The organism is Pseudoroseicyclus tamaricis (genome assembly GCF_012070395.1).
Lineage (GTDB): Bacteria > Pseudomonadota > Alphaproteobacteria > Rhodobacterales > Rhodobacteraceae > Pseudoroseicyclus_A > Pseudoroseicyclus_A tamaricis.
Genome location: NZ_JAAFYS010000003.1, coordinates 106,812 through 126,235, shown reverse-complemented (window position 1 = coordinate 126,235; position 19,424 = coordinate 106,812). Strand labels below are relative to the sequence as shown.

The following is a 19,424-nucleotide window of genomic DNA, read 5'->3' as shown; positions in this document are numbered from 1 at the left end:
GACAGGGAGTTCGTAAATGTCTTTCAAGGTACACACACTCGCCGCTCTGACCGCCGGGGCGTCGGCCCTCGCTGGCGCCGCCGCGGCGCAAGATGACATGATGCCGATGATCATGGTGCAGGGCGTCACCGCCTCCAGCAACCAGATCATCGTCCCCGAAGTGATGGTCGATGAGCCCGGCTTCATCGTCGTCCACCGCATGGAAGACGGCGCGCCGGTCGTGCCGCAATCCATCGGCCACGCCTATGTCGATGCCGGCACGAGCGATGACGTCGTCATCGATCTCGACGAGCCGCTGATGGCCGACGAGCAGTACACGCTGATGCTGCACTACGACACGGATGGCGACGGCACCTACTCCTTCGGCGAAGGCATGACCGACGTCGACACCCCCGTGGTGATGGACGGCGCCCCGGTGACCACCGTCTTCGCGACCGCCGCCGACGCGCTGGGTGAGGTCGAGGCCGCCGTGGCCGAGGCCGCCGGCACCGTCGTCGAGGGCGTGCAGGACGTCGCCGAGGGCGTGGCCGAGGGTGTCGAAGGCGTGGCGGAGGATGTCGCTGCCGGTGTCGATGCCGCGGCCGAGGAGATCGACGATCTCGATGCGCCGATGATCATGGCCGATGGCGCCACAGCCGGCGGCATGGCCGTCACCGTGCCGCAGGTCTGGATCGATGAGCCCGGCTTCCTCGTCGTGCACGAGATGGTGGATGGCGAGCCGGTCGTGCCGCAATCCATCGGTCACACGGCACTCGTCGCCGGCATGAACGAAGATGTCACCGTCAGCATCGGCGAGGAATTCTCGGCCGATGAGCAGTACATGCTCATGCTGCACTACGACACGGATGGCGACGGCGTCTATTCCTTCGGCGAAGGCATGACCGACGTCGACACGCCCGTCACGGACGATGGTGCGCCGGTGACGGTTACCTTCCAGCCGTCGATGTAAGATTTCTTTTTGCGCGGGCGCTCCGCGCGAAGAATCTGGTGCCCGTCAGCGACCCCGCTGGCGGGCATTTTCTTTTGCGGTGTCAGAGGGTTGTCGGTAGGCCGGTGGGGCGCGATCCGGGGGGTGAGAGGGGCGCAAAAAAAATTTGCGCCGCCCGGAAACCATCTTCGGGGGTTATGCGTAACTAAGGCATGACCAGGCGGGTATGCCTGTCCTGCCCTGGCTCTCGCTCCCCTGGCGCGCAACCCCCTGATGCGCGCTCGACCCCCGCCGCACCCCTCGGCGGGGGTCAATTATTTGGCGGATGCGGTCGGGGTCCAATCAGCTGACGTTACCACGAGCGGCGACCGGAATTCGCGCGAATTCCGTGCACGATTTCCGCGCGGAAATCTGTTGCGCCCGGTGTCAGAGGTGTTCCGGCTGCGGCATCCCGAGGACGTGGTAGCCGCCGTCGACGCGCACGATTTCGCCCGTCGTGAAGGCGCCACCCTCGGAGCAGAGCCAGACGGCGGTGCCGCCGATGGCCTCCAGCGTGGCGTTGGCGCGCATCGGCGCATTCTCCTGCGTGTGGCGGAAGGTCCGCCGCGCGCCGCCGATGGCGGCGCCCGCGAGCGTCTTCATCGGGCCGGGGGAAATGGCGTTGACGCGGATGCCCTGCGGGCCGAGATCGTTCGCCAGATAGCGCACCGCCGCCTCCAGCGCCGCCTTGGCGACGCCCATGACGTTGTAGAAGGGGGTGACGCGGTTGGAGCCCTGGTAGGTCAGCGTGATGATGCTGCCGCCATCGGTCATCAGCGGCTCTGCCCGGCGGGCCACGTCGATCAGCGAGTAGCAGGAGATCGAGAGCGACTTCTGGAAGTTCGCCCGGGAGGTGTTGATGAACCGCCCCGTCAGCTCCGACTTGTCGGAGAAGGCGATGGCGTGGACGACGAAGTCCAGCCCGCCCCAGCGCTCGCCGATCTGCCCGAAAGCGGCATCGAGCGAGGCATCGTTCGTCACGTCGACGTCCAAGAGGAAGTCGGAGCCAAGGGAGGCCGCCAGCGGCTGCACCCGTTTGCCGAAGGCTTCCCCCTGGTAGGAGAAGGCCAGTTCGGCGCCGGCGGCGGAGAGGGCTTTGGCGATGCCCCACGCGATGGAATGGTCGTTGGCGACCCCCATCACCAACCCGCGCTTGCCGCTCATGTCCATCAGTTCATCCTTCAAAGCGCGAGAGCAGCATAGAACCGTTTGTGCCGCCGAAGCCGAACGAATTGGTCATGACGGTGTCGAGCGCGGCGCGTTCGATCAATTTTGTTGCAATTTCGTCGGGCTTTAGCGCCGGATCGAGCGTTTCGACATTGATCGAGGGGGCGATGAAGTCGCCCTTGAGCATCAGCAGGCAGAAGATCGCCTCCAGCGCGCCGGCGGCGCCCTGGGCATGACCAGTCATACTCTTGGTGGAGCTGATGGGCGGTGTGGTGCCCTCGCCGAAGACACGGCGCACCGCCTCCACCTCGCCGACATCGCCGACGGGCGTCGAGGTGCCGTGGGCGTTGATGTAGCTGATCTTGCGGCCCTCGGGCAGCGTCTGCATCGCGATACGCATCGCCCGCTCGCCGCCCTCGCCGGAGGGGGCGACCATGTCGTGCCCGTCGGAGGTGGCGGCGAAGCCCGTCACCTCGGCGAGGATGTTGGCGCCGCGGGCCTGCGCGCGCTCCAGCTCCTCCAGGACGACCATGCCGCCGCCGCCGGCGATGACGAAGCCGTCGCGGGCCTCGTCGAAGGCGCGGGAGGCCTTGGAGGGCGCGTCGTTGAACTTGCTGCTCATCGCGCCCATCGCGTCGAAGAGGCAGGAGAGCGTCCAGTCGAGCTCCTCCGCGCCGCCGGCGAACATCACGTCCTGCTTGCCCATCTGGATCTGCTCGGCCGCGGCGCCGATGCAGTGCAGGGAGGTCGAGCAGGCGGAGGTGATCGAGTAGTTGATCCCCTTGATCTTGAACCCGGTGGAGAGGTTGGCGGAGATCGTCGAGCTCATGCCCTTCGGCACGGCCAGCGGGCCGATCCGCTTGGGGCTGCCGTTCTTCAGCACCGTCTGGTGCGCGGCGAAGAGGGCGGAGGTGGAGGGGCCACCGGAGCCGGCGATGAGGCCGGTGCGGATGTTGGAGACATCCTCCTCCGTCAGGCCGGCATCGGCGATGGCCTGCTCCATGGCGATGTAGGCATAGGCGGCGCCGGGGCCCATGAAGCGCAGGGTGCGCTTATCCAGATGCTCCTTGGGGTCGATCTTCAGCGTGCCGGCGACCTGGCTGCGGAAGCCGTGTTCGGCCATCTCCTCCGACGCCTCGATGCCGGAGCGGCCGTCGCGGAGGCTCTCGGTGACCTCGTCGGCAGAATTTCCGATGGGCGAGACGATTCCCAGCCCGGTGACGACGACGCGGCGCATGAGCGGCCTCCTCAGCCTTCGGCGGCCGCGAGGCCGACCTTCATGTCCTTGACTTCGCAGACAACTTCACCGTCCGCCTCGACCCGGCCATTGGCGACGCCCATCTTCAGCCGCCGCTCGATGACGCGGGTGAAGTCGACGACGTAGCGCACCAGCTTGCGATCGGGGCGGATCATGCCGGAGAGCTTCACCTCCCCCGCGCCGAGGGCGAAGCCCTGGCCCTGCCAGCCGCGCCAGCCGAGGTTGAACCCGGTGAGCTGCCACAGCCCGTCGAGCATCAGGCAGCCGGGCATGACCGGGTTGCCGGGAAAGTGGCAGGGGAAGAACCAGAGGTCCGGCGTGATGTCGAGCTCGGCGACGATATGGCCCTTGCCGTTCTCGCCGGCATCGCCGGAGACCTCGGTGATCCTGTCCATCATCAGCATCGGGGGTTCGGGCAGCTGGGCATTGCCCGGCCCGAACAGCTCGCCCCGGGCGCAGGCGAGAAGTGCGTCCTTGTCGAATGAGGTCGGATACTCCGCCATGCCTGCCCCTTGAACCAATCCATCGCCGGCGCGCCTGCTGCGCCCGGCGTCACGGATGCTCCACTATCACCGTGAGGTGAAAGAGAGCAAGGGTTGCGCCCCGGCCCCGCCGTGGCGGCGGGATGACGCTCGCGACAAATGCGACACCGAAAGCCGTTGAAAGACGGGGGGCAGAGGCCTTATCTTGCGAAAGCCATGCATGACGAGGCCCCTCATTCCGACGCGCGCGCCGCCGACTGGCTCGGCGAAGCCGGCCTGCGCCCGACGCGCCAGCGCCTGACGCTCGCGGCCCTTCTGGTCGGCGACGGCCGGGCGCGGCATGTCACCGCCGAGGGCCTGCACGAGGCCGCGCAGGCGCGCGGCGAGCGCGTCTCGCTCGCCACCGTCTACAACACGCTCGGCGCCTTCTGCGATTGCGGGCTGCTGCGCGAGATCCGCGTGGACGGCACGAAGAGCTACTTCGACACCAACAACACCGACCACCCGCACTTCTACTGGGAAGAGAGCGGCGCCCTCACCGACGCCCCCGCGGCGGAGCTGGAGATCGCCCGCCTGCCCGACGTGCCGGAGGGGGCGGAAATCGCCTCCGTCGACGTGGTGATCCGGCTGCGGCGGCGGGGCTGAGCGCCGGCCGCTTGTTAAAATGAGCGCCTGCGGCGCACGCCATTTGGTTCGTCGGGGGCGCTGCCCCCGAACCCCCGGGATTTTTGGGACCAAAGACAGGGGGGCCTGGGGCGGGCGGGGCCGCTTCGAGGCCCTCAGAGGGGCGAGGCGGCGGCCCAGTCCCAGTAGAGCTGGCGGGAGCGGGCGGTCATGGGGCCGGGGCGGAACTCCGTCTCCTCGAAGGAGGTGACGGGGGTGACCTTGGCCATGTTGCCCGACAGGAACACCTCGTCCGCCGCATGGACATCCGCGAAGGTGAGCACCGTCTCATGCACAGTGACGCCGTCGGCCCGCAGGTTGGCGATGTGGCGGGCGCGGGTGATGCCGGCGAGGAAGCAGCCGTTGGGAATCGGCGTGAAGACCTCGCCGTCCTTGACGAGGAAGACGTTGGAGGTGGCGCTCTCCGCCAGGTTGCCGAGGGCATCGGCGACGAGGGCGTTGTGGCAGCCACGGGCCCGGGCCTCGGCCAGCATTCGGGCATTGTTGGGGTAGAGCGCGCCGGCCTTGGCGTTGACGACCGCCGTCTCCAGCACCGGTCGGCGGAAGGAGGAGCGGCAGAGGCTGACCGCCGTGTCTTCCGGCGGCATCGGGATCTCCTCGAGGCAGAGGGCGAAGCCGGGCGGGGCATCGGCGGGCAGGATGGCGGAGAGGCCGCCCTCGATGGCCCAGTACATCGGGCGGATGTAGACAGCGCTGCCGGGGCTGTAGAGCTTGAGACCCTCGCGGGCGATGGCCTCGATCTCCTCTCCCGAGTGGCTCGGCGTCAACATCATCGCCTCGGCGGAGCGGTTCACGCGGGCGCAGTGGAGATCCAGATCAGGCACGAGGCCATGGGCGAGGCGGGCGCCGTCGAAGACGCCGGAGCCGAGCCAGGCGCCGTGGTCGGCTGCGCGCATGACGTAGGCGTCGCCCTCGTGCCACTGCCCCTCGAACCACGTGCGGATGTTCGTGCCGGTCGCCATGTGCTGCCCCCAGAGAATTGCCGGGGGAGACTAGGCGGCGCCGGCGGGGGCGACAAGCGCCCCGGCCGGTGGCCGTCACGGGCGGGGCGGGGAAAAACGCGCCCGGGCGGCAGGGCCCGGGCGCGGCAGAGGAATCGGCAAGGGACCGACGCCTGGGGGACACCGGGAGCGAGGCCCGGCAGGAGGAAGGATAGGGGCGGACGGAATCGATTCCGTGACAGCCCTTCGGGGGCTCAGCCCGCCTCGGCGAGGAGGGCCTGCAGGTCGAGCCGCTCGGTGAACATCACCAGCTCGCCATCGGCGCCGCGCGGCCAGTCCTCCCGCGGGCGGTCCCAGTAGAGCTCGATGCCGTTGCCGTCGGGATCGTCGAGATAGACCGCCTCCGACACGCCATGGTCGCTGGCGCCGGAGAGGCGGACGCCGGCGGCCACGACACGGGCCACCGCCTCCGCCAGCGCCTTGCGGTCGGGGAAGAGGAAGGCGGTGTGGTAGAGGCCGGGCGCCCGGCGCGGCCCGGGCGCAGAGCCGAGGCTCTCCCAGGTGTTGAGGCCGATATGGTGGTGGTAGCCGCCGGCGGAGAGGAAGGCGGCGGCGTCGCCATAGCGCATCACCTCCTCCAGCCCGATCACGTCACGGTAGAAGGCGACGGAGCGCTCCAGGTCGGAGACCTTGAGGTGGACGTGGCCGATGCGGGTCTCGGCAGGGGCCTTGCTCATGGCCGGGCCTCCAGCGGGATCGGCCGGGGCCGTGGGAGGGCGGCGGCGAGACCGAGAAGCCCGGCGAGGGCGAGGAGGGCGGGAGTCATGGCGATCTCCTTGTCTATGGCAGTCGAGACGGAAGATCGGAGCGCGCGGGCAGGGGCGCAAGAGGTCACCCGGGGGTGACCGGCGGGGGCAGGGCCTTGGCGCTGGAGGGACGGGCGGCGGGGGGCTAGGCTGGCGGCAGGAGGTGCCTCAATTTGCCCGATCCCGTGACCCATCCCAAAGCCGATCACTGGTACGCCACCCGGGAGCGCTGGGCGGAGGAGCGGCGGCGGCTGCGCGAGATCGTCCTCGCCACCGGCGTCACCGAGACGTGGAAATGGACCCAGCCCTGCTACGTTCGCGGCGAGGGCGAGGGGCAGGGGAATGTCTGCACCATCTGGGGCTACAAGGACCATTGCGCCGTCGGCTTCTACCGCGGCGTGCTGCTGAGCGATTCCGAAGGCCTCCTCGTCGCCCCCGGCCCCAACTCGCGCGCCATGCGCAAGCTCGTCTTCGCCTCGCTGGAGGAGGTGGAAGCCGCCAGCGACGTGATCACCGCCTATGTCGAGGAGGCGATCGGGCTGGTGGACGACGGGCGGGAGGTGACGCTCGGCCCGGTGGAGCTGGACTACCCCGAGGAGCTGGTCGACGCGCTGGATGCCGACCCGGAGCTGCAGGAGGCGTGGGACGCGCTCACGCCCGGACGGCAGCGGGGCTACGTGCTGCACATCGGGCAGGCGAAACAGGCGGAGACGCGGGTGCGGCGGATCGACAAGTGGCGGGGGGCGATCCTCGCGGGGAAGGGGATGCACGACCGGTGACGGGGCGCGTGCCGGTGAGAGGTGGGGCCTTGATGGCGACGCGTGGGGGCGCTGCCCCCACACCCCCGAGGGTATTTTTGGCCAGATGAAACAGGGGTGCGGGGCGCCGGGGGCAGGGCTGGCCGGGAGAGGGGGCTAGTCCTCGTCTTCGTCGGTCGGCGTCTCCTGGGTGGGGACGCGGTAGGTGCCCTTCAGCCAGCGGCCGAGGTCGATCTCACGGCAGCGGTCGGAGCAGAAGGGGCGATGATCGGGGTCGGTCTTCTTGCCGCAGATGGGACAGGCCATGTCACAGGTGCTCCTTCAGGGCGGCGAGGATGGGCGCCATCGGCGGCCGCTCGCGCTTGCGCTGGAGTTCGAAGAGACCCATCTGCGTCCACCCGACGAGCGAGGTCTCGATGGCGTCGGCCCGGAAGCTGGCGCGCAGGCTCTGCTCCAGCTGCTTGCGCTGCGCCTTGGGCATGGAGACGAAATCCACAGCCACCTGACCGCCGAGGCCGCGCAGGCGCAGGGCCCGGGGCAGGGCGCGGGACGCGGCGAGATTGGCCTTCAGCGCCGCGGCGGGGGAGGTGTCGGCGCCGGTGTTGACGTCCACCGCCACCAGCGCCCGCGTCGGCTCGACGCTCATGAAGCCCTCGCCGAGGTCGATCTCCGCCCGGCCCAGCGCCTCGATCTCGTCCAGCACGCCCTCGCGGGCGAAGCCGCCGGGTTCCGTCACCACCTCGGGCGCCGTCCAGTCGCGCCAGGCGAGCTCATGCGGGCCGTCGCCCTCCGTCAGCGCCTCGGGCTCGGTGCCGGCGGCATCGGCGAGAACGGCGGCGGCGAGAGCCTCCATCGAGGCGATGTCCTCGGCGATCTCCTCCTCCGGCGCGCCTTCGGCGGCGGAGCGCAGGATCAGGCCATGGGCGCCGTCCGTCGCCTCCTCGGCGATGATGCGCAGGGCGGCGCGCACTTCCTCGCCCTGGATGGCGCGGGAGACGTTGATGCCGGGGGCGCCGGGGGTGACGATGACGAAGCGGGACTTGAAGAGCAGCCGGTCGGTGACCGGGATCGCCTTGCCGGGCTCGGCCACGCCCGTCACCTGAACCAGCAGCGACTGGCCGGGCTTCAGCCCGCCTGCGCCGCGCAGGAAGGCGCGGTCGCCATCCGGCAGCCTGAGGAACATGCCGCCCTGGCCCTTCATCGGCCGGTCGCAGAGGCCGCGGAAGATGGCGCCGGGGCGGACGCCCTCATCGTCGATCAGGAGATCGTCCAGCCGACCGTCGACCATCAGCGCCGCCGCGGGGCGGCCGCCGAGGTGATCGAGAACGATGCGTCTGCCTTTCATGGCCGCGTCTCCATGCCGGGGGCCTTCACGGTCGGGGCGGTCATCGCCAGACCTCCACGCCCGCCGCCTGCAACAGATGCGCCGTCTCCGCCAGCGGCAGGCCGACGACGGCGGAGAAGGAGCCGGAGATCCACGGCACCAGCGCGCCGAAGGGGCCTTGGATGCCATAGGCGCCGGCCTTACCGCGCCAGTCGCCGGTGGCGAGGTAGCCGGCGATCTCCACCTCGCTCAGGCGTTTGACCTGCACGCTCGTCACCACGTCGCGCTCCCACAGCCGCTCCGGCGTCGAGACCGCGACGGCGGTGATGACGCGGTGGCGCCGGCCGGAGAGGAGCTGCAGGAAGCGGCGCGCCTCCTCCTCGTCCTCCGGCTTGCCCATGATGCGACGGCCGAGGGCGACGGTGGTGTCGGCGCAGAGCACGACCTCACCGGGCGCGCAGGGCACCGCCTTCGCCTTCTGCCGGGCGATGCGGCGCACGTAGTCACGCGGCAGCTCGCCCTTGGCCGGGGTCTCGTCGATGTCGGGGGGGCGCACGTCCGCCGGCGCCAGGCCGAGCTGCGCGAGCAGCTCGAGGCGGCGCGGGCTGGCCGAGCCGAGGACGAGCGCCATGCTCTGGGGCACCGCGCCCGGCTTAGCGGAAGCGGTAGTTGATCCGACCCTTGGTCAGATCATAGGGGGTCATTTCCACCTGAACCTTGTCGCCAGCCAGAACGCGGATGCGGTTCTTGCGCATCTTGCCTGCCGTGTGCGCGATGATCTCATGGCCGTTCTCAAGCTCGACCCTGAACGTCGCATTCGGCAGGAGTTCCTTCACGACACCAGGAAATTCGAGCGTGTCTTCCTTGGCCATGTGATCTCCATAAAATGTTTCCCGCATGCGGCGGGTGGCGTGCATATGCGCCCGTATCCCTAGGATTTCAAGGCTAGAGTGAAGCAACCGACCCTGCCGAAGGGGCGTGGGCCGGCTGCTTCTGCGCCGTTCCGTTCACTTTGTGCGGAACGCCACAGCGGTCTCGTCGTTGTGAGGGTGTGAACCGAATAGAAACGACAGGGAGACCCCGTCATGAAAATTAGCACTCGCACCATGTTGCTGACAACGGCTCTGACCGTGCCCGTCGGCGGCGCCGCGCTCGCACAGGATGCCGAGGCACAAGTTTGTGCAGATCTGCTCACCGTGGTTGAATCCGGCACCGTTGAAAGCACCGACGCCGAGAATCAGGAAATCATGGCTGCCATCGAGGCCGGCGACATCGAGAGCTGCCAGCTCTGGCTCGTCCAGTTCTCCGAGGACGAGGCCGCCATGGCCACCGACACGGACACGGCCACTGCTGAAGTCGAGGCCGAGGCCGAGGTGGAAGCTGAAGCCGAAGTCGTCGACACCGAGCGCACGACCGTGCGTCTGGAAGACGAGGCCGTCATCGAGGGCACCGTCTATCTCGAGCAGACCCCGCCGACCGTGAACATCGAAGGCGGCGACGCCGAGGTTTCCGTGTCCGAGACGGCTCCGTCCGTTCGCGTGACCGAGGGCCAGGCCCAGATCGTCGTGCGCCAGGCCGCGCCGAACATCACGCTCGACATGCCGCAGCCGACCATCACGATCGAGCAGCCGGCCCCGGAAATCATCATCACCATGCCCGAGCCGGGCGTTGATGTTGCCACCACCGAGCCGCAGGTCGAAGTGCGCCAGGCCGAGCCGACCATCACGGTCACGCAGGCCCAGCCGCGCGTCGAGCTCGAACTGCGCCGTGCCGTCGACGAGGAAGGCAGCCCGGGTGTTCAGGTCTCCGACCGCAACACCGGCGAGACCTACCAGACGGGTGCCGCGGGCGCCGAGCGCGAGATGGCCGATGCGCAGGTCAACATGACCGCCAACCAGCCGACCGTCACCTACTCCGACGGTGGTCAGGAAGCGTCTGTGGACATCCAGCGCAGCGAGCCGATGGTCTCCTTCGAGAGCGCCGAGCCGAACGTGCAGTTCAGCTCCTCCGGCGAGCCGCAGGTCCAGTGGGTGCAGTCCGGCGAGCCCGTCGTGACGTTCAACCAGGCTGAAGGTTCCGATGATGGCGCTGCGGTCATGGACGACGCCGAAATGGACGACGCCGAGATGGAAGCGACCATGGACGACGAAGCCATGGCCGACGACACCATGGAGCTCGACGGCGAGATGGAGGTCGAAGACGATACCGAGCTGACCTCGATCGACGACGAAGTCGAAGCCGAGCTGGACGAAGCCGGCGACGAGATGGAAATGGCCGCCGAAGAAGTCGGTGACGAAGTCCAGGAAGCCGGTGCCGAAACCGCGGCGACACTCGACGCGGCCGGTGACGAGATCGAGGCCGAAGTCGACGAGGCCGGCGATCTGACCGCCACCGACAGCGAACTCATGGAAGACGAAGCCATGGGCCCGAACGTCGTGCTCGACGGCTACAATGTTGCCGGTCTCGGCGACATCCCGGCCGAAGAAATGCTCGGCGAAACGCTGTACGGCATCAACGACGAGACGATCGGTGAGATCGGCAACTTCGTGTTCAGCGAAGGTGGCCAGATCGAAGCCGTGATCGTCGAAGTCGGTGGTTTCCTCGGCATCGGTGAGAAGGACGTGGCCATCCCGTTCAACTCGCTGACGATCCTGCAGTCGGACCTCGGCGATGACGTGCGCGTCTATGCCGACTACACCGACGAGCAGCTCGAAGCCATGGAAAGCGTCGTGGTCGAATAATCGACCCGGCTGCTAGCCAGACGAGACGGAGCGGGCCGCCCTTTTGGGCGGCCCGTTTCCGTTTGCGCCTCTGCCTATTTCAGCGAGATGAGGCCTGGCGGCGGCACCCGCTTCTGCTCCGCCCATTGCGCATGGTTGCCGACGGCGCCGGTGAGACGGGGCATGGAGATCGCGGCCGGGTCCACCTCGGCGATCAGCCAGCCCGGTGCCGCGTCGCTCTGAGCCTCCGCGAGGATGCCGGAGGGCGGCTGGCCCACGTCCGGCGGGCAGAATAGCCCGGGCCGGCCGGTCCCGACATCGTAGATCTCGCAATCGGCGCAGGCCCCCGCCAGCGGCGCGTTGACGACGAGGCATTGCTGCTCGATGGCACGCGCCCGGCAGCTCTCCCGCACCCGCGTCGCGCCGGCCGGAAGGTCGGTGTAGGAGGGCACCAGCAGCATCTCCGCCCCCGCCTCCACCAGCCCGCGGGCGAGGAGGGGGAACTCGCTGTCGTAGCAGATCAGCACGCCGATCCGCCCCAGCGCGGTGTCGAAGACGTTCAGCTCCTGCCCGGGCGAGAGCTGCATGTCGTCGCGCTCGTAGGGGGTGAGGATCGCCTTGTCCTGATGGCCCGTCGCGCCGTCCGGCGTGCAGAGCCACGTGCGGTTGACGATATGCCCGTCCAGCCGCACGCAAGTGGAGCCCGCGAGGACATGCACCCCGTGCGCCTTCGCCAGATGCGCGTTGAGCCCGACCCACGCCTCCGCCCGCTCCGCCAGCCTGTCCGCCCAGCCGGCGGCGTCCAGCCCCTCCGGCTGGCCGATCAGGCCCGAGGCGACGCCGCCATATTCCGGGTAGACCAGCAGCTCCGCCCCCTGGGCCACCGCCCCGCCCACATGGGCGGCGAGGCTCTCCTCCAGCGCCGCCCAGTCGGGCAGCCATTCGGGCGCATATCCTGACACGGCGATCTTCATGGGGCCTCTCGCTTTTCTTCAAGTATCCCGGGGGGAGCCGCAGGCGGGGGGCAGAGCCCCCCTAGAGTGTCTTCATCCAGAACTGCAGCCGGTGCTCCGTCTCCGCCGGCTGATCGACGTCCTTCCAGCGGAAGGTGGCGAAGACGCCCTCCAGCGGCACATAGCCCCGCGCACGCCAGAAGGGATCGAGCGGCCGGTAGCCCTCGGGCCGGAGCGGATGGTCCGCCGGCCGGTCGACGGCGCAGAAGGCGGAATAGCGGCGGCCGAGGGCGCGGGCATGGGCCTCGCGAGCATCGAAGAAGGCATGGCCGGCGCCCTGGCCGCGATGGTCGGGCAGGAGGACGCTCTCGGCGCAGTAGAAGATCTCGCCGAGGTCGCGGCCGGCGAAGGCGGCGGCGAAGTCCTCCGCGTGATCCTCCATCGGGGTGCCGGTGGCGGCGCCGACCAATGCCTCGCCGGCGAAGGCGCCGACGAGCACCGCGCGGGGATTGTCCTCGTAGCTGGCCATGTAGCGGCGCTCGTAGGCGAGATCGCCGTCATAGAGATAGGGCCAGTCGCGGAAGACCTCGATCCTGAGGCGGGCCAGATCGTCGAGCCGCTCGGTGACCGCGGCGCCCGATAGCGTCTCGAACCGCAGGCTCACGCGGAGACCTGGGCGACCCAGTCCGCGAGGTTGTAGTAGGTGGTGACCCGGGCGATCCTGCCCTCCGCCACCGTGAAGAAGGCGCCGCCGGGCAGGCGGTAGCCCTGGCCGTTCGCCTCCGGCAGTCCGGGATCCGTCTGCAGGTAGGTGCCGTTGACCATGAACTCGGCGGCGGCGCGCGTGCCGTCGGCGCTGGCGAAGATCACCATCTCCGTCAGCCGCTCGTCGTAGCTGCGGCTCATGTGGGCGTTGAACTCGGCGAAGAGCTCGCGCCCCTGCCGCACCTGCCCCTCGTTGACGTGATGGGCCACATCCTCGGAGAGGAGGGCCAGCATCGCGTCGGTGTCCTTGGCGTTGAAGGCCTCGTAATAGGCGGCGATCAGGGCTTCGGTCTCGTCTCTCATCGGGTTTTCCTTGGCTCTCCGAACCGCGCCTGAAGGCGCGCGGCGATCATGTCACGGGTCTTGCGGTAGGAGGCAAGCCTTTCCTCGCGCCCCTCGCCGAGGCCCGTCGGATCGAGGATCGGCCAGTACTCGATGTCGAGGTGCACGACGCGCGTCAGCTCCAGCGCCCGGCGGTGGCTGGCGGGGGTGAGCGCGACGATGAGATCGAAGGACGTCAGGTCGTCGCCCCATTCGACCATCTGGTCGAAGCTGCGCGAGCGGTGCCGCTCCAGCGCCACGCCGATCTCGGCGCAGACGGAGATGGCGAAGCCATCGATCTCCATGTCGCTGCGCACGCCGGCGGACTGGGTGTAGCAGGCGGTGCCGTAGAACTTCTTCATGATGCCCTCGGCCATCGGGGAGCGGACGGCGTTGTGATCGCAGCAGAAGAGGACGGACTGGGGCGGGGCGCGGACGACCTTGTCGCTCTTGCCGTCCTCCATATCTTTCAGCCCCCGAAATGCAGCACGCAGATGAGGGTGAAGAGCCGGCGGGCCGTGTCGAGGTCGAGCTCCGCCTTGCCCTCCAGCCGCTCGCGCAAGAGGCGCGCCCCCTCGTTGTGGATGCCGCGCCGGGCCATGTCGATCGTCTCGATCTGGGAGGCGGGCATGGATTTGACGGCGTCGAAATAGCTCTCGCAGATCTGGAAGTAATCCTTCACCACCTGCCGGAAGGGCCCGAGGGAGAGGTGGATGGCGCCCACCTCCGCGCCCGCCTCGGTGGTCAGATCCAGCACCAGCCGCCGCTCGCGGACGTAGAGCTGCAGCCGGTAGGGGCCAGAGGGCAGATCGGCGCCGTCACGCAGGGGGGTGAAGGAGTTCTCCTCCAGGAGGTCGAAGATCGCCACCTTCCGCTCCTGCTCGATCTCCGGCGTCGGAGGGGGCAGGTTGGAATCGTCGATCTGGATGTGACAGATGCGGCTCATGGCCATCGATGGGTAGCCGGGCCGATGCGGGCTGGCAAGTTGGGGGGCGCCATGGGCGGACGGCTGATCTTTCTCCACGGGGCGTCCTCCTCGGGCAAGAGCACGCTGGCGCGGGCGCTGCAGGCGGCGCTGCCGGAGCCCTTCTGGCATTTCTCCATCGATCACCTGAGGGACGGCGGCATCGTGCCCATGGCCCGCTTCCGCTCCGGCGAGTTCTCGTGGGGCGCGCAGCGGCAGGCCTTCTTCGACGGCTTCCACGGCATGGTCGGTGCGGGCCTGGCGGCGGGCAACGACATGATCCTGGAGCACATCCTCGAAGCGCCGGACTGGCGTGGCGAGCTGGCGGAGCGATGGGCGGGGGTGGACCTCTTCTACGTCGGCCTCCGGACGCCGCTGGAGGAGCTGGAGCGCAGGGAAGCCGCCCGGGGCGACCGCCCTGCGGGCATGGCGGCGGAAGATTTCGGCCGGGTCCACGAGGGGCAGCGCTACGACCTGGAGGTGGATGGCGGCGCGGCACCGCAGGAGAATGCCCGGGTGGTCATCGAGGCCTGGGAGCGGCGGGGACGGTCGCGGTTCTTCGAGGTCGGGGCGGTGTGAGCTTGGGGGGGCGGCGGGAGGCGTTGGGCGTGACGCCGGCTTTGTCCCACCGATGCGCGACGGTGCCGCGTCTTCCCCCGCCCGGTGCGCGCCAAAGGCGCAGGGCGAGCGCCGGCCCGTCCGGCGGGCTGGCGCTCCGGTGACGTTGGCGCGGCGTTCTGAGCTGGGAGGTGGCGGCAACATAAAGTGCGCCGATATGCCGTAGGAGCGCCAACCCACGGTCCGGCGCTCGCCCTGCGCCGGAGAGGGGAGCGCTCGGTGGAGACGGGGAGGTGGGTTGGAAACCCACCCTACGGCGTTGGGAGTGTCTTCAACCCACCGCCGCGCCGTCCCCCGCTCACTCCTCCCGGTTCAGCCGCTCCAGTCTCGCCGTGACGCTGGCGCCGTGGGCCGTCAGGCCCTCGGCCTGCGCCAGCACCTCCGCCGCCGGGCCGATGGCCTTCAGCGCCTCGGGGGTCATCTTCGCCAGTGTCGTGCGCTTGAGGAAGTCCATCACGTTCAGCCCAGAGGAGAAGCGCGCCGAGCGCGCCGTGGGGAGGACGTGGTTCGGGCCGCCCACGTAGTCGCCGATGGCCTCCGGCGTCCACTGGCCGAGGAAGATGGCGCCGGCATGGGCGATCTCGGGGAGGAGCGCCTCCGGGTCCTCCGTGCAGATCTCCAGGTGCTCGGGCGCCACGCGGTTGGAAAGCTCGGCCGCCTCGGAGAGGTTCCGCGTCACCACCACCGCGCCGAAATCCCGCCAGCTGGCGCCGGCGATGGCGGCGCGGGGGAGGGTGGCGAGGAGGCGCGCCACCTCCGCCTCGACGGCGTCGGCGAGGGCGGGGGAGTCCGTCAGCAGGATCGCCTGCGCGCTCTCGTCGTGCTCGGCCTGGGAGAGGAGGTCAAGGGCGATGAACTCCGGCTCCACCGTGTCGTCGGCGATGACGAGGATCTCGGAGGGGCCGGCGATCATGTCGATGCCGACCTTGCCGAAGACGGCGCGCTTGGCGGCGGCGACGAAGGCGTTGCCGGGGCCGGTGATCTTGTCCACCGGGGCGATGCTCTCCGTCCCGTAGGCCAGCGCCGCGACGGCCTGCGCGCCGCCCAAGCGGTAGACCTCGTCGACGCCGGAGAGGCGGGCGGCGAGGAGGACGAGCGGGTTCAGCACCCCGTCGGGGCACGGCACCGTCACCGCGAGGCGGGGCACGCCGGCGACCTTGGCGGGGATGGCGTTCATCAGGACGGAGGAGGGGTAGGACGCCGTCCCCCCCGGCACGTATAGCCCCGCCGCCGCGATGGGCGTGAAGCGCCAGCCAAGCGTGGCGCCGACATCATCGGTGAAGGAGGCATCCTCGGGCAGCTGCCGCTCGTGGTAGGCGCGGATGCGGGCCGCGGCCAGCTCCAGCGCCTCGCGCTGACCCGGGGGGACGGAGCCGACGGCGGCGTCGATCTCGTCTGCCGAGATGCGCAGCCGGTCCGCCGTCAGCTCCAGCCGGTCGAAGCGGGCGGTCAGCTCGAGGAGCGCGGCGTCGCCCCGGGCGCGGACATCGGCGATGATCCCCGCCACCGTCTCCGCCACGTCCGGCGCATCCTCGCGCTTCATGGTCAGAAGGCGGGCGAAGGCCTCCTCGAACCCGGGATCGCGGCTGTTCAATCTGATCGGCATCGGGGCACCTCCGTCGCGATCAGGCGGATAGCGGCGGGGGGAGGGGAGGGCAAGCGGCGGGGCAGCGGCGGCCGGCCTGTCAGCGGGCGCGGAAGGCGGCCCAGTCCTCCGGCGTGTCGAGATCGAGGCGGGCGCGGTCATCCGCGAAGGGGAGGAGGAAGGTGCGGGCGTGGAGCGGGCGCACGAGGCTCTCGCCGCCCTCGTCGCCGCCGAGCCGGGCGAAGCCGGGTCGGAGGGTGGCGTCGAAGAGGATCGGGTGGCCGGGGCGGCCGTCGGGCGTGGCGCCGCGCCAGATGAGGTGGTCCGGCGCCGCGTCGGCGGCGGCGAAGACCGCCTCCATCTCCGCAGCGCCGATCAGGGGCAGGTCCGTCAGGAGCACCATGAAGCGGGCGCAGTCCGGCAGGGCGGCGACGCCGTCGCGGAGGGTGCCGCCCATGCCCTCGGCGCTGCCGGGCAGCGCGAGCGGCGTCACGGGCAGGTCCCCCAGCAGCGCGGCGCGGGGGTGATCCGGCGAGGGCAGGGCGACGAAGACGCGCGAGGAGACGTCGCAGGCGGCGTGGGCGAGGCGGGTGAGGAGGGGGATGCCCTCCACCGGCTCGGCCTGCTTGTCGGCCCCGCCCATCCGGGAGGAGAGGCCGGCGGCGAGGAGGAGGATGGGGTCCTCCCTCATGCCCGCATCCGGGCGTCGTCGCCGTCCCACTGGTCCTCGGGCACCTGCCGGGCGCGGCGCATCTCGCCGAGGATCTCGATCTCCACCTCCAGCCCCGGGCCCCAGCTCTCGCGCGGGATCAGGCCGTAGGCGAGGGACTTGCCCTGCCAGTGCGAGTAGCCGCCGGAGGTGCAGAAGCCCTTGACCTCGCCGTCGATCCAGATGGGCTCGTAGGCGGTGACGTCCGCATCCCCGGCCTCGACCTCGAAATGGGCGAGGCGGCGGGGCGGGGGCGTGGTGCGCTCGGCCTCTGCCGCATCGCGGCCGATGAAATCGCCGTTCTTGGACCACTGGATGAAGCGGTCGATGCCGGTCTCCGCCGGCGTATAGTCCGGCGAGAACTCCCGCATCCAGCCGCCGAAGAAGCGGTCCAGCCGGAGGGACATCATGGCGCGCATCCCGAAGGGGGTGATCCCGAGGGGGACGCCGGCGCGCATGAGCGTGTGGAAGAGCGTGCGCTGGTCCATCGGGTCGCAGTAGATCTCGTAGCCGAGATCTCCGGTGTAGCTGAGGCGCTGGACGAGGCAGGCGACCTGGCCGACGACCATGGGGCGGACGTCCATGAACTTGAGGTCCACCGGCTCGCGGGTGCAGGCGGCGAGGACCTCGCGCGCCTTCGGGCCGGCGAGCTGGAAGCCGTTGCGGCGGTCGGAGATGTTCTCGATCTCCACCCCCGGCGCCTTGTGGCGGAGGAACCAGCGCAGGTGAATGTTCTGCGCGCCGTATGAGGCGGTGAGCTGGAACTCCTCCTCGCTGAGGCAGGAGATGGTGAAGTCACCGATGATCCGGCCCGACTCGGCCAGCATCGGGGTGAGCGACACCCGCCCCGGTTTCGGCACGCGGCCGGCCATGATGCGGTCGAGCCAGTCGCGGGCCTTCGGGCCGGTGACGAGGAACTTGCCGAAGTTCTGCACCTCATTGATGCCCACGCCCTCGCGGACGGCGCGGACCTCGCGGCCCGTCGCCTCGAAAGCGTTGGTGCGGCGGAAGCTCGGGGTCTCGTAGCGGGGCTCGTCGCCCTTGGCGAAGTAGTTGACCACCTCCAGCCCGTATTGCTGGCCCCAGACGGCGCCCATGCCATCGAAGATGTCGTACATCGGGGTCGTGCGGTGGGGCCGGGCGGCGGGCTTTTCCTCGTTGGGATAGGCGACGGAGAAGCGGGTCTGGTAGTTCTCGATGACCTTGGGCACGGTATAGCCCGGGGTGATCCAGCTGCCGAAGCGCGCCACATCGAGGCCCGTCACGTCGCGCTCGGCCTCGCCCTCGATCATCCATTGCGCCAGCGTGAGGCCCACACCTCCGCCCTGGGAGAAACCGGCCATCACACCGCAGGCGCTCCAGTAGCCAGGGACACCCGGTACCGGCCCGACGAGGGGGTTGCCGTCGGGGGCGAAGGTGAAGGGGCCGTGGATGATGCTCTTCACGCCGGCCCGCTCCAGCACCGGGAAGCGGCGGTAGGCGAAGGCGACGCTGTCCTCGATCTTGTCGATATTGTCGGGCAGCAGCTCGTGGCCGAAGCCCCAGGGCGTGCCATCGACGCTCCATGGCTCGCAGGGCTTCTCGTAGAAGCCGATGCAGAGGCCACGGCCCTCCTGCCGCAGGTAGCTCTCGCCGCCCGGGTCCATCACATGAGGGAATTCGGCGCCGCGCTCGTAGATCTCGGGGATGTCGTCCGTCACGAGGTACTGGTGCGCCATCGGCAGGAGCGGGGCGTAGAGGCCGGCCATCGCCGCCACTTCCCGCGCCCAGAGGCCGCCGGCGTTGACGATATGCTCGGCGTGGATCGTGCCCTGCTCCGTCACCACGTCCCAGGTGCCGTCGGCGCGGGGGTTCAGCTCCATCACCCGGTTGTGGAGCACGATCTCCGCCCCGCCCATGCGGGCCGCCTTGGCATAGGCGTGGGTGGTGCCGGAGGGGTCGAGATGCCCATCGAGCGGGTCATAAAGGGCGCCGATGATGCCGTCGGTATTGACCAGCCCGCCGGTCATCTCGCGCACCTCCTCGGGGCCGAGGATGTTCGTCTCCAGCCCCATGTAGCGGTGCTTTGCGCGCTCGGCCTTGAGCATGTCGAAGCGGTCACGGTTGTCGGCCAGCGTGATGCCGCCGACGTGGTGGAGGCCGCAGGACATGCCGGTGATCTCTTCCAGCTCGCGGTAGAGGCGGATCGTGTAGCCCTGCAGCGCCGCCATGTTGGTGTCGCCGTTGAGGGTATGAAAGCCGCCCGCCGCGTGCCAGGTGGAACCCGAGGTCAGCTCCGAGCGCTCGATCAGCATCACGTCGGACCAGCCGAGCTTGGTGAGGTGATAGAGAACCGAGGCGCCGACGACGCCCCCTCCGATCACGGCAACGCGGGTGCTTGTCTTCATCTCTCGGCCTCCTGA

General features: G+C 69.6%; 22 protein-coding genes. 5 read left to right on the top strand and 17 right to left on the bottom strand.

Translation table 11 applies throughout. From position 1 onward, the window contains the following. Positions 1–16 precede the first annotated feature (16 nt). Positions 17–949, top strand: coding sequence for a DUF7282 domain-containing protein (locus tag GY170_RS12360; protein ID WP_163894099.1), 933 nt, complete (start codon positions 17–19; stop codon positions 947–949). A 405-nt stretch (positions 950–1,354) separates the two neighbouring features. Here the strand turns inward: GY170_RS12360 and GY170_RS12355 are convergent, their stop codons facing one another. From GY170_RS12355 to fabA, 3 genes are read right to left on the bottom strand one after another with little or no spacing between them, the layout of a single operon-like run. Beyond that, entirely contained in the window at positions 1,355–2,137 is a 783-nt protein-coding gene (locus GY170_RS12355; RefSeq protein ID WP_394351494.1) for an enoyl-ACP reductase FabI, read from the bottom strand. Positions 2,138–2,141: 4 nt separating this feature from the next. After that, positions 2,142–3,371, bottom strand: coding sequence for a beta-ketoacyl-ACP synthase I (fabB, locus tag GY170_RS12350; protein ID WP_163894097.1), 1,230 nt, complete (start codon positions 3,369–3,371; stop codon positions 2,142–2,144). Between the two features lie 11 nt (positions 3,372–3,382). Continuing rightward, positions 3,383–3,895, bottom strand: coding sequence for a bifunctional 3-hydroxydecanoyl-ACP dehydratase/trans-2-decenoyl-ACP isomerase (gene fabA / locus GY170_RS12345; RefSeq protein WP_163894096.1), 513 nt, complete (start codon positions 3,893–3,895; stop codon positions 3,383–3,385). Positions 3,896–4,090: 195 nt separating this feature from the next. On the opposite strand from fabA, the gene irrA reads away from it, so the two are divergent. Next, positions 4,091–4,519 carry an iron response transcriptional regulator IrrA gene (gene irrA / locus GY170_RS12340; protein ID WP_163894094.1) on the top strand — a complete coding sequence of 143 codons (429 nt, stop codon included), beginning with the start codon at positions 4,091–4,093 and terminating at the stop codon, positions 4,517–4,519. A 134-nt stretch (positions 4,520–4,653) separates the two neighbouring features. On the opposite strand, the gene GY170_RS12335 is transcribed toward irrA, so the two are convergent. Together GY170_RS12335 and GY170_RS12330 are read right to left on the bottom strand one after the other, a co-directional pair. Further along, positions 4,654–5,520, bottom strand: coding sequence for a branched-chain amino acid aminotransferase (locus GY170_RS12335; protein ID WP_163894092.1), 867 nt, complete (start codon positions 5,518–5,520; stop codon positions 4,654–4,656). Positions 5,521–5,753: 233 nt separating this feature from the next. Beyond that, positions 5,754–6,236: a VOC family protein gene (locus tag GY170_RS12330; RefSeq protein WP_163894091.1), complete on the bottom strand. Its 483-nt coding sequence runs from the start codon at positions 6,234–6,236 to the stop codon at positions 5,754–5,756. Positions 6,237–6,490: 254 nt separating this feature from the next. Here GY170_RS12330 and GY170_RS12325 point away from each other — a divergent pair, with 254 nt between their 5' ends. Further along, positions 6,491–7,084, top strand: coding sequence for a YdeI/OmpD-associated family protein (locus tag GY170_RS12325; protein WP_163895345.1), 594 nt, complete (start codon positions 6,491–6,493; stop codon positions 7,082–7,084). Between the two features lie 135 nt (positions 7,085–7,219). On the opposite strand, the gene GY170_RS12320 is transcribed toward GY170_RS12325, so the two are convergent. The 4 genes from GY170_RS12320 to infA are packed head-to-tail and all read right to left on the bottom strand — an operon-like array spanning position 7,220 to position 9,259. Then, positions 7,220–7,369 (bottom strand): DNA gyrase inhibitor YacG, encoded by a 150-nt coding sequence (locus GY170_RS12320; RefSeq protein WP_163894088.1) that lies wholly within the window; start codon positions 7,367–7,369, stop codon positions 7,220–7,222. A gap of 1 nt (position 7,370) precedes the next feature. Beyond that, positions 7,371–8,408, bottom strand: a complete 1,038-nt coding sequence (locus tag GY170_RS12315; protein WP_163894086.1) for a ribonuclease E/G — start codon at positions 8,406–8,408, stop codon at positions 7,371–7,373. 40 nt (positions 8,409–8,448) lie between these two features. Next, positions 8,449–9,018, bottom strand: a complete 570-nt coding sequence (locus GY170_RS12310; protein ID WP_163895343.1) for a Maf family protein — start codon at positions 9,016–9,018, stop codon at positions 8,449–8,451. A gap of 22 nt (positions 9,019–9,040) precedes the next feature. After that, the gene (infA, locus tag GY170_RS12305; RefSeq protein WP_163894084.1) at positions 9,041–9,259 is read right to left on the bottom strand and encodes a translation initiation factor IF-1; all 219 of its coding nucleotides are present in this window, start codon (positions 9,257–9,259) and stop codon (positions 9,041–9,043) included. Positions 9,260–9,493: 234 nt separating this feature from the next. Between infA and GY170_RS12300 the strand changes: the two genes are divergently transcribed. Continuing rightward, positions 9,494–11,128 (top strand): PRC-barrel domain-containing protein, encoded by a 1,635-nt coding sequence (locus GY170_RS12300; RefSeq protein ID WP_163894082.1) that lies wholly within the window; start codon positions 9,494–9,496, stop codon positions 11,126–11,128. A 74-nt stretch (positions 11,129–11,202) separates the two neighbouring features. Here GY170_RS12300 and GY170_RS12295 read toward each other — a convergent pair whose 3' ends face one another. The 5 genes from GY170_RS12295 to GY170_RS12275 form a co-directional block, all read right to left on the bottom strand. Then, complete coding sequence (locus GY170_RS12295) at positions 11,203–12,081, bottom strand: carbon-nitrogen hydrolase family protein (RefSeq protein WP_163894080.1); 879 nt, start codon at positions 12,079–12,081, stop codon at positions 11,203–11,205. A 61-nt stretch (positions 12,082–12,142) separates the two neighbouring features. Then, positions 12,143–12,724, bottom strand: a complete 582-nt coding sequence (locus tag GY170_RS12290) for a GNAT family N-acetyltransferase (RefSeq protein WP_163894078.1) — start codon at positions 12,722–12,724, stop codon at positions 12,143–12,145. Then, a complete protein-coding gene (locus tag GY170_RS12285; protein ID WP_163894077.1) occupies positions 12,721–13,128 on the bottom strand; it encodes a ketosteroid isomerase-related protein in 408 nt (135 codons plus the stop codon). The genes GY170_RS12290 and GY170_RS12285 overlap by 4 nt, the downstream gene beginning before the upstream one ends. Continuing rightward, complete coding sequence (locus GY170_RS12280) at positions 13,125–13,610, bottom strand: arsenate-mycothiol transferase ArsC (protein ID WP_163894075.1); 486 nt, start codon at positions 13,608–13,610, stop codon at positions 13,125–13,127. Before GY170_RS12280 ends, GY170_RS12285 begins: the two co-directional genes overlap by 4 nt. 5 nt (positions 13,611–13,615) lie before the next feature. Then, positions 13,616–14,092 (bottom strand): UPF0262 family protein, encoded by a 477-nt coding sequence (locus GY170_RS12275; protein ID WP_163894073.1) that lies wholly within the window; start codon positions 14,090–14,092, stop codon positions 13,616–13,618. 51 nt (positions 14,093–14,143) lie between these two features. On the opposite strand from GY170_RS12275, the gene GY170_RS12270 reads away from it, so the two are divergent. Then, entirely contained in the window at positions 14,144–14,689 is a 546-nt protein-coding gene (locus tag GY170_RS12270; RefSeq protein ID WP_163894071.1) for a chloramphenicol phosphotransferase CPT family protein, read from the top strand. 337 nt (positions 14,690–15,026) lie between these two features. On the opposite strand, the gene hisD is transcribed toward GY170_RS12270, so the two are convergent. The 3 genes from hisD to GY170_RS12255 all read right to left on the bottom strand — a co-directional run bounded on the left by hisD (position 15,027) and on the right by GY170_RS12255 (position 19,409). After that, positions 15,027–16,334, bottom strand: a complete 1,308-nt coding sequence (gene hisD / locus GY170_RS12265) for a histidinol dehydrogenase (protein WP_163894069.1) — start codon at positions 16,332–16,334, stop codon at positions 15,027–15,029. A 79-nt stretch (positions 16,335–16,413) separates the two neighbouring features. Next, entirely contained in the window at positions 16,414–17,004 is a 591-nt protein-coding gene (locus tag GY170_RS12260) for a nucleotidyltransferase family protein (protein ID WP_163894066.1), read from the bottom strand. Next, entirely contained in the window at positions 17,001–19,409 is a 2,409-nt protein-coding gene (locus GY170_RS12255; RefSeq protein ID WP_163894064.1) for a GcvT family protein, read from the bottom strand. Before GY170_RS12255 ends, GY170_RS12260 begins: the two co-directional genes overlap by 4 nt. Positions 19,410–19,424 lie beyond the last annotated feature (15 nt).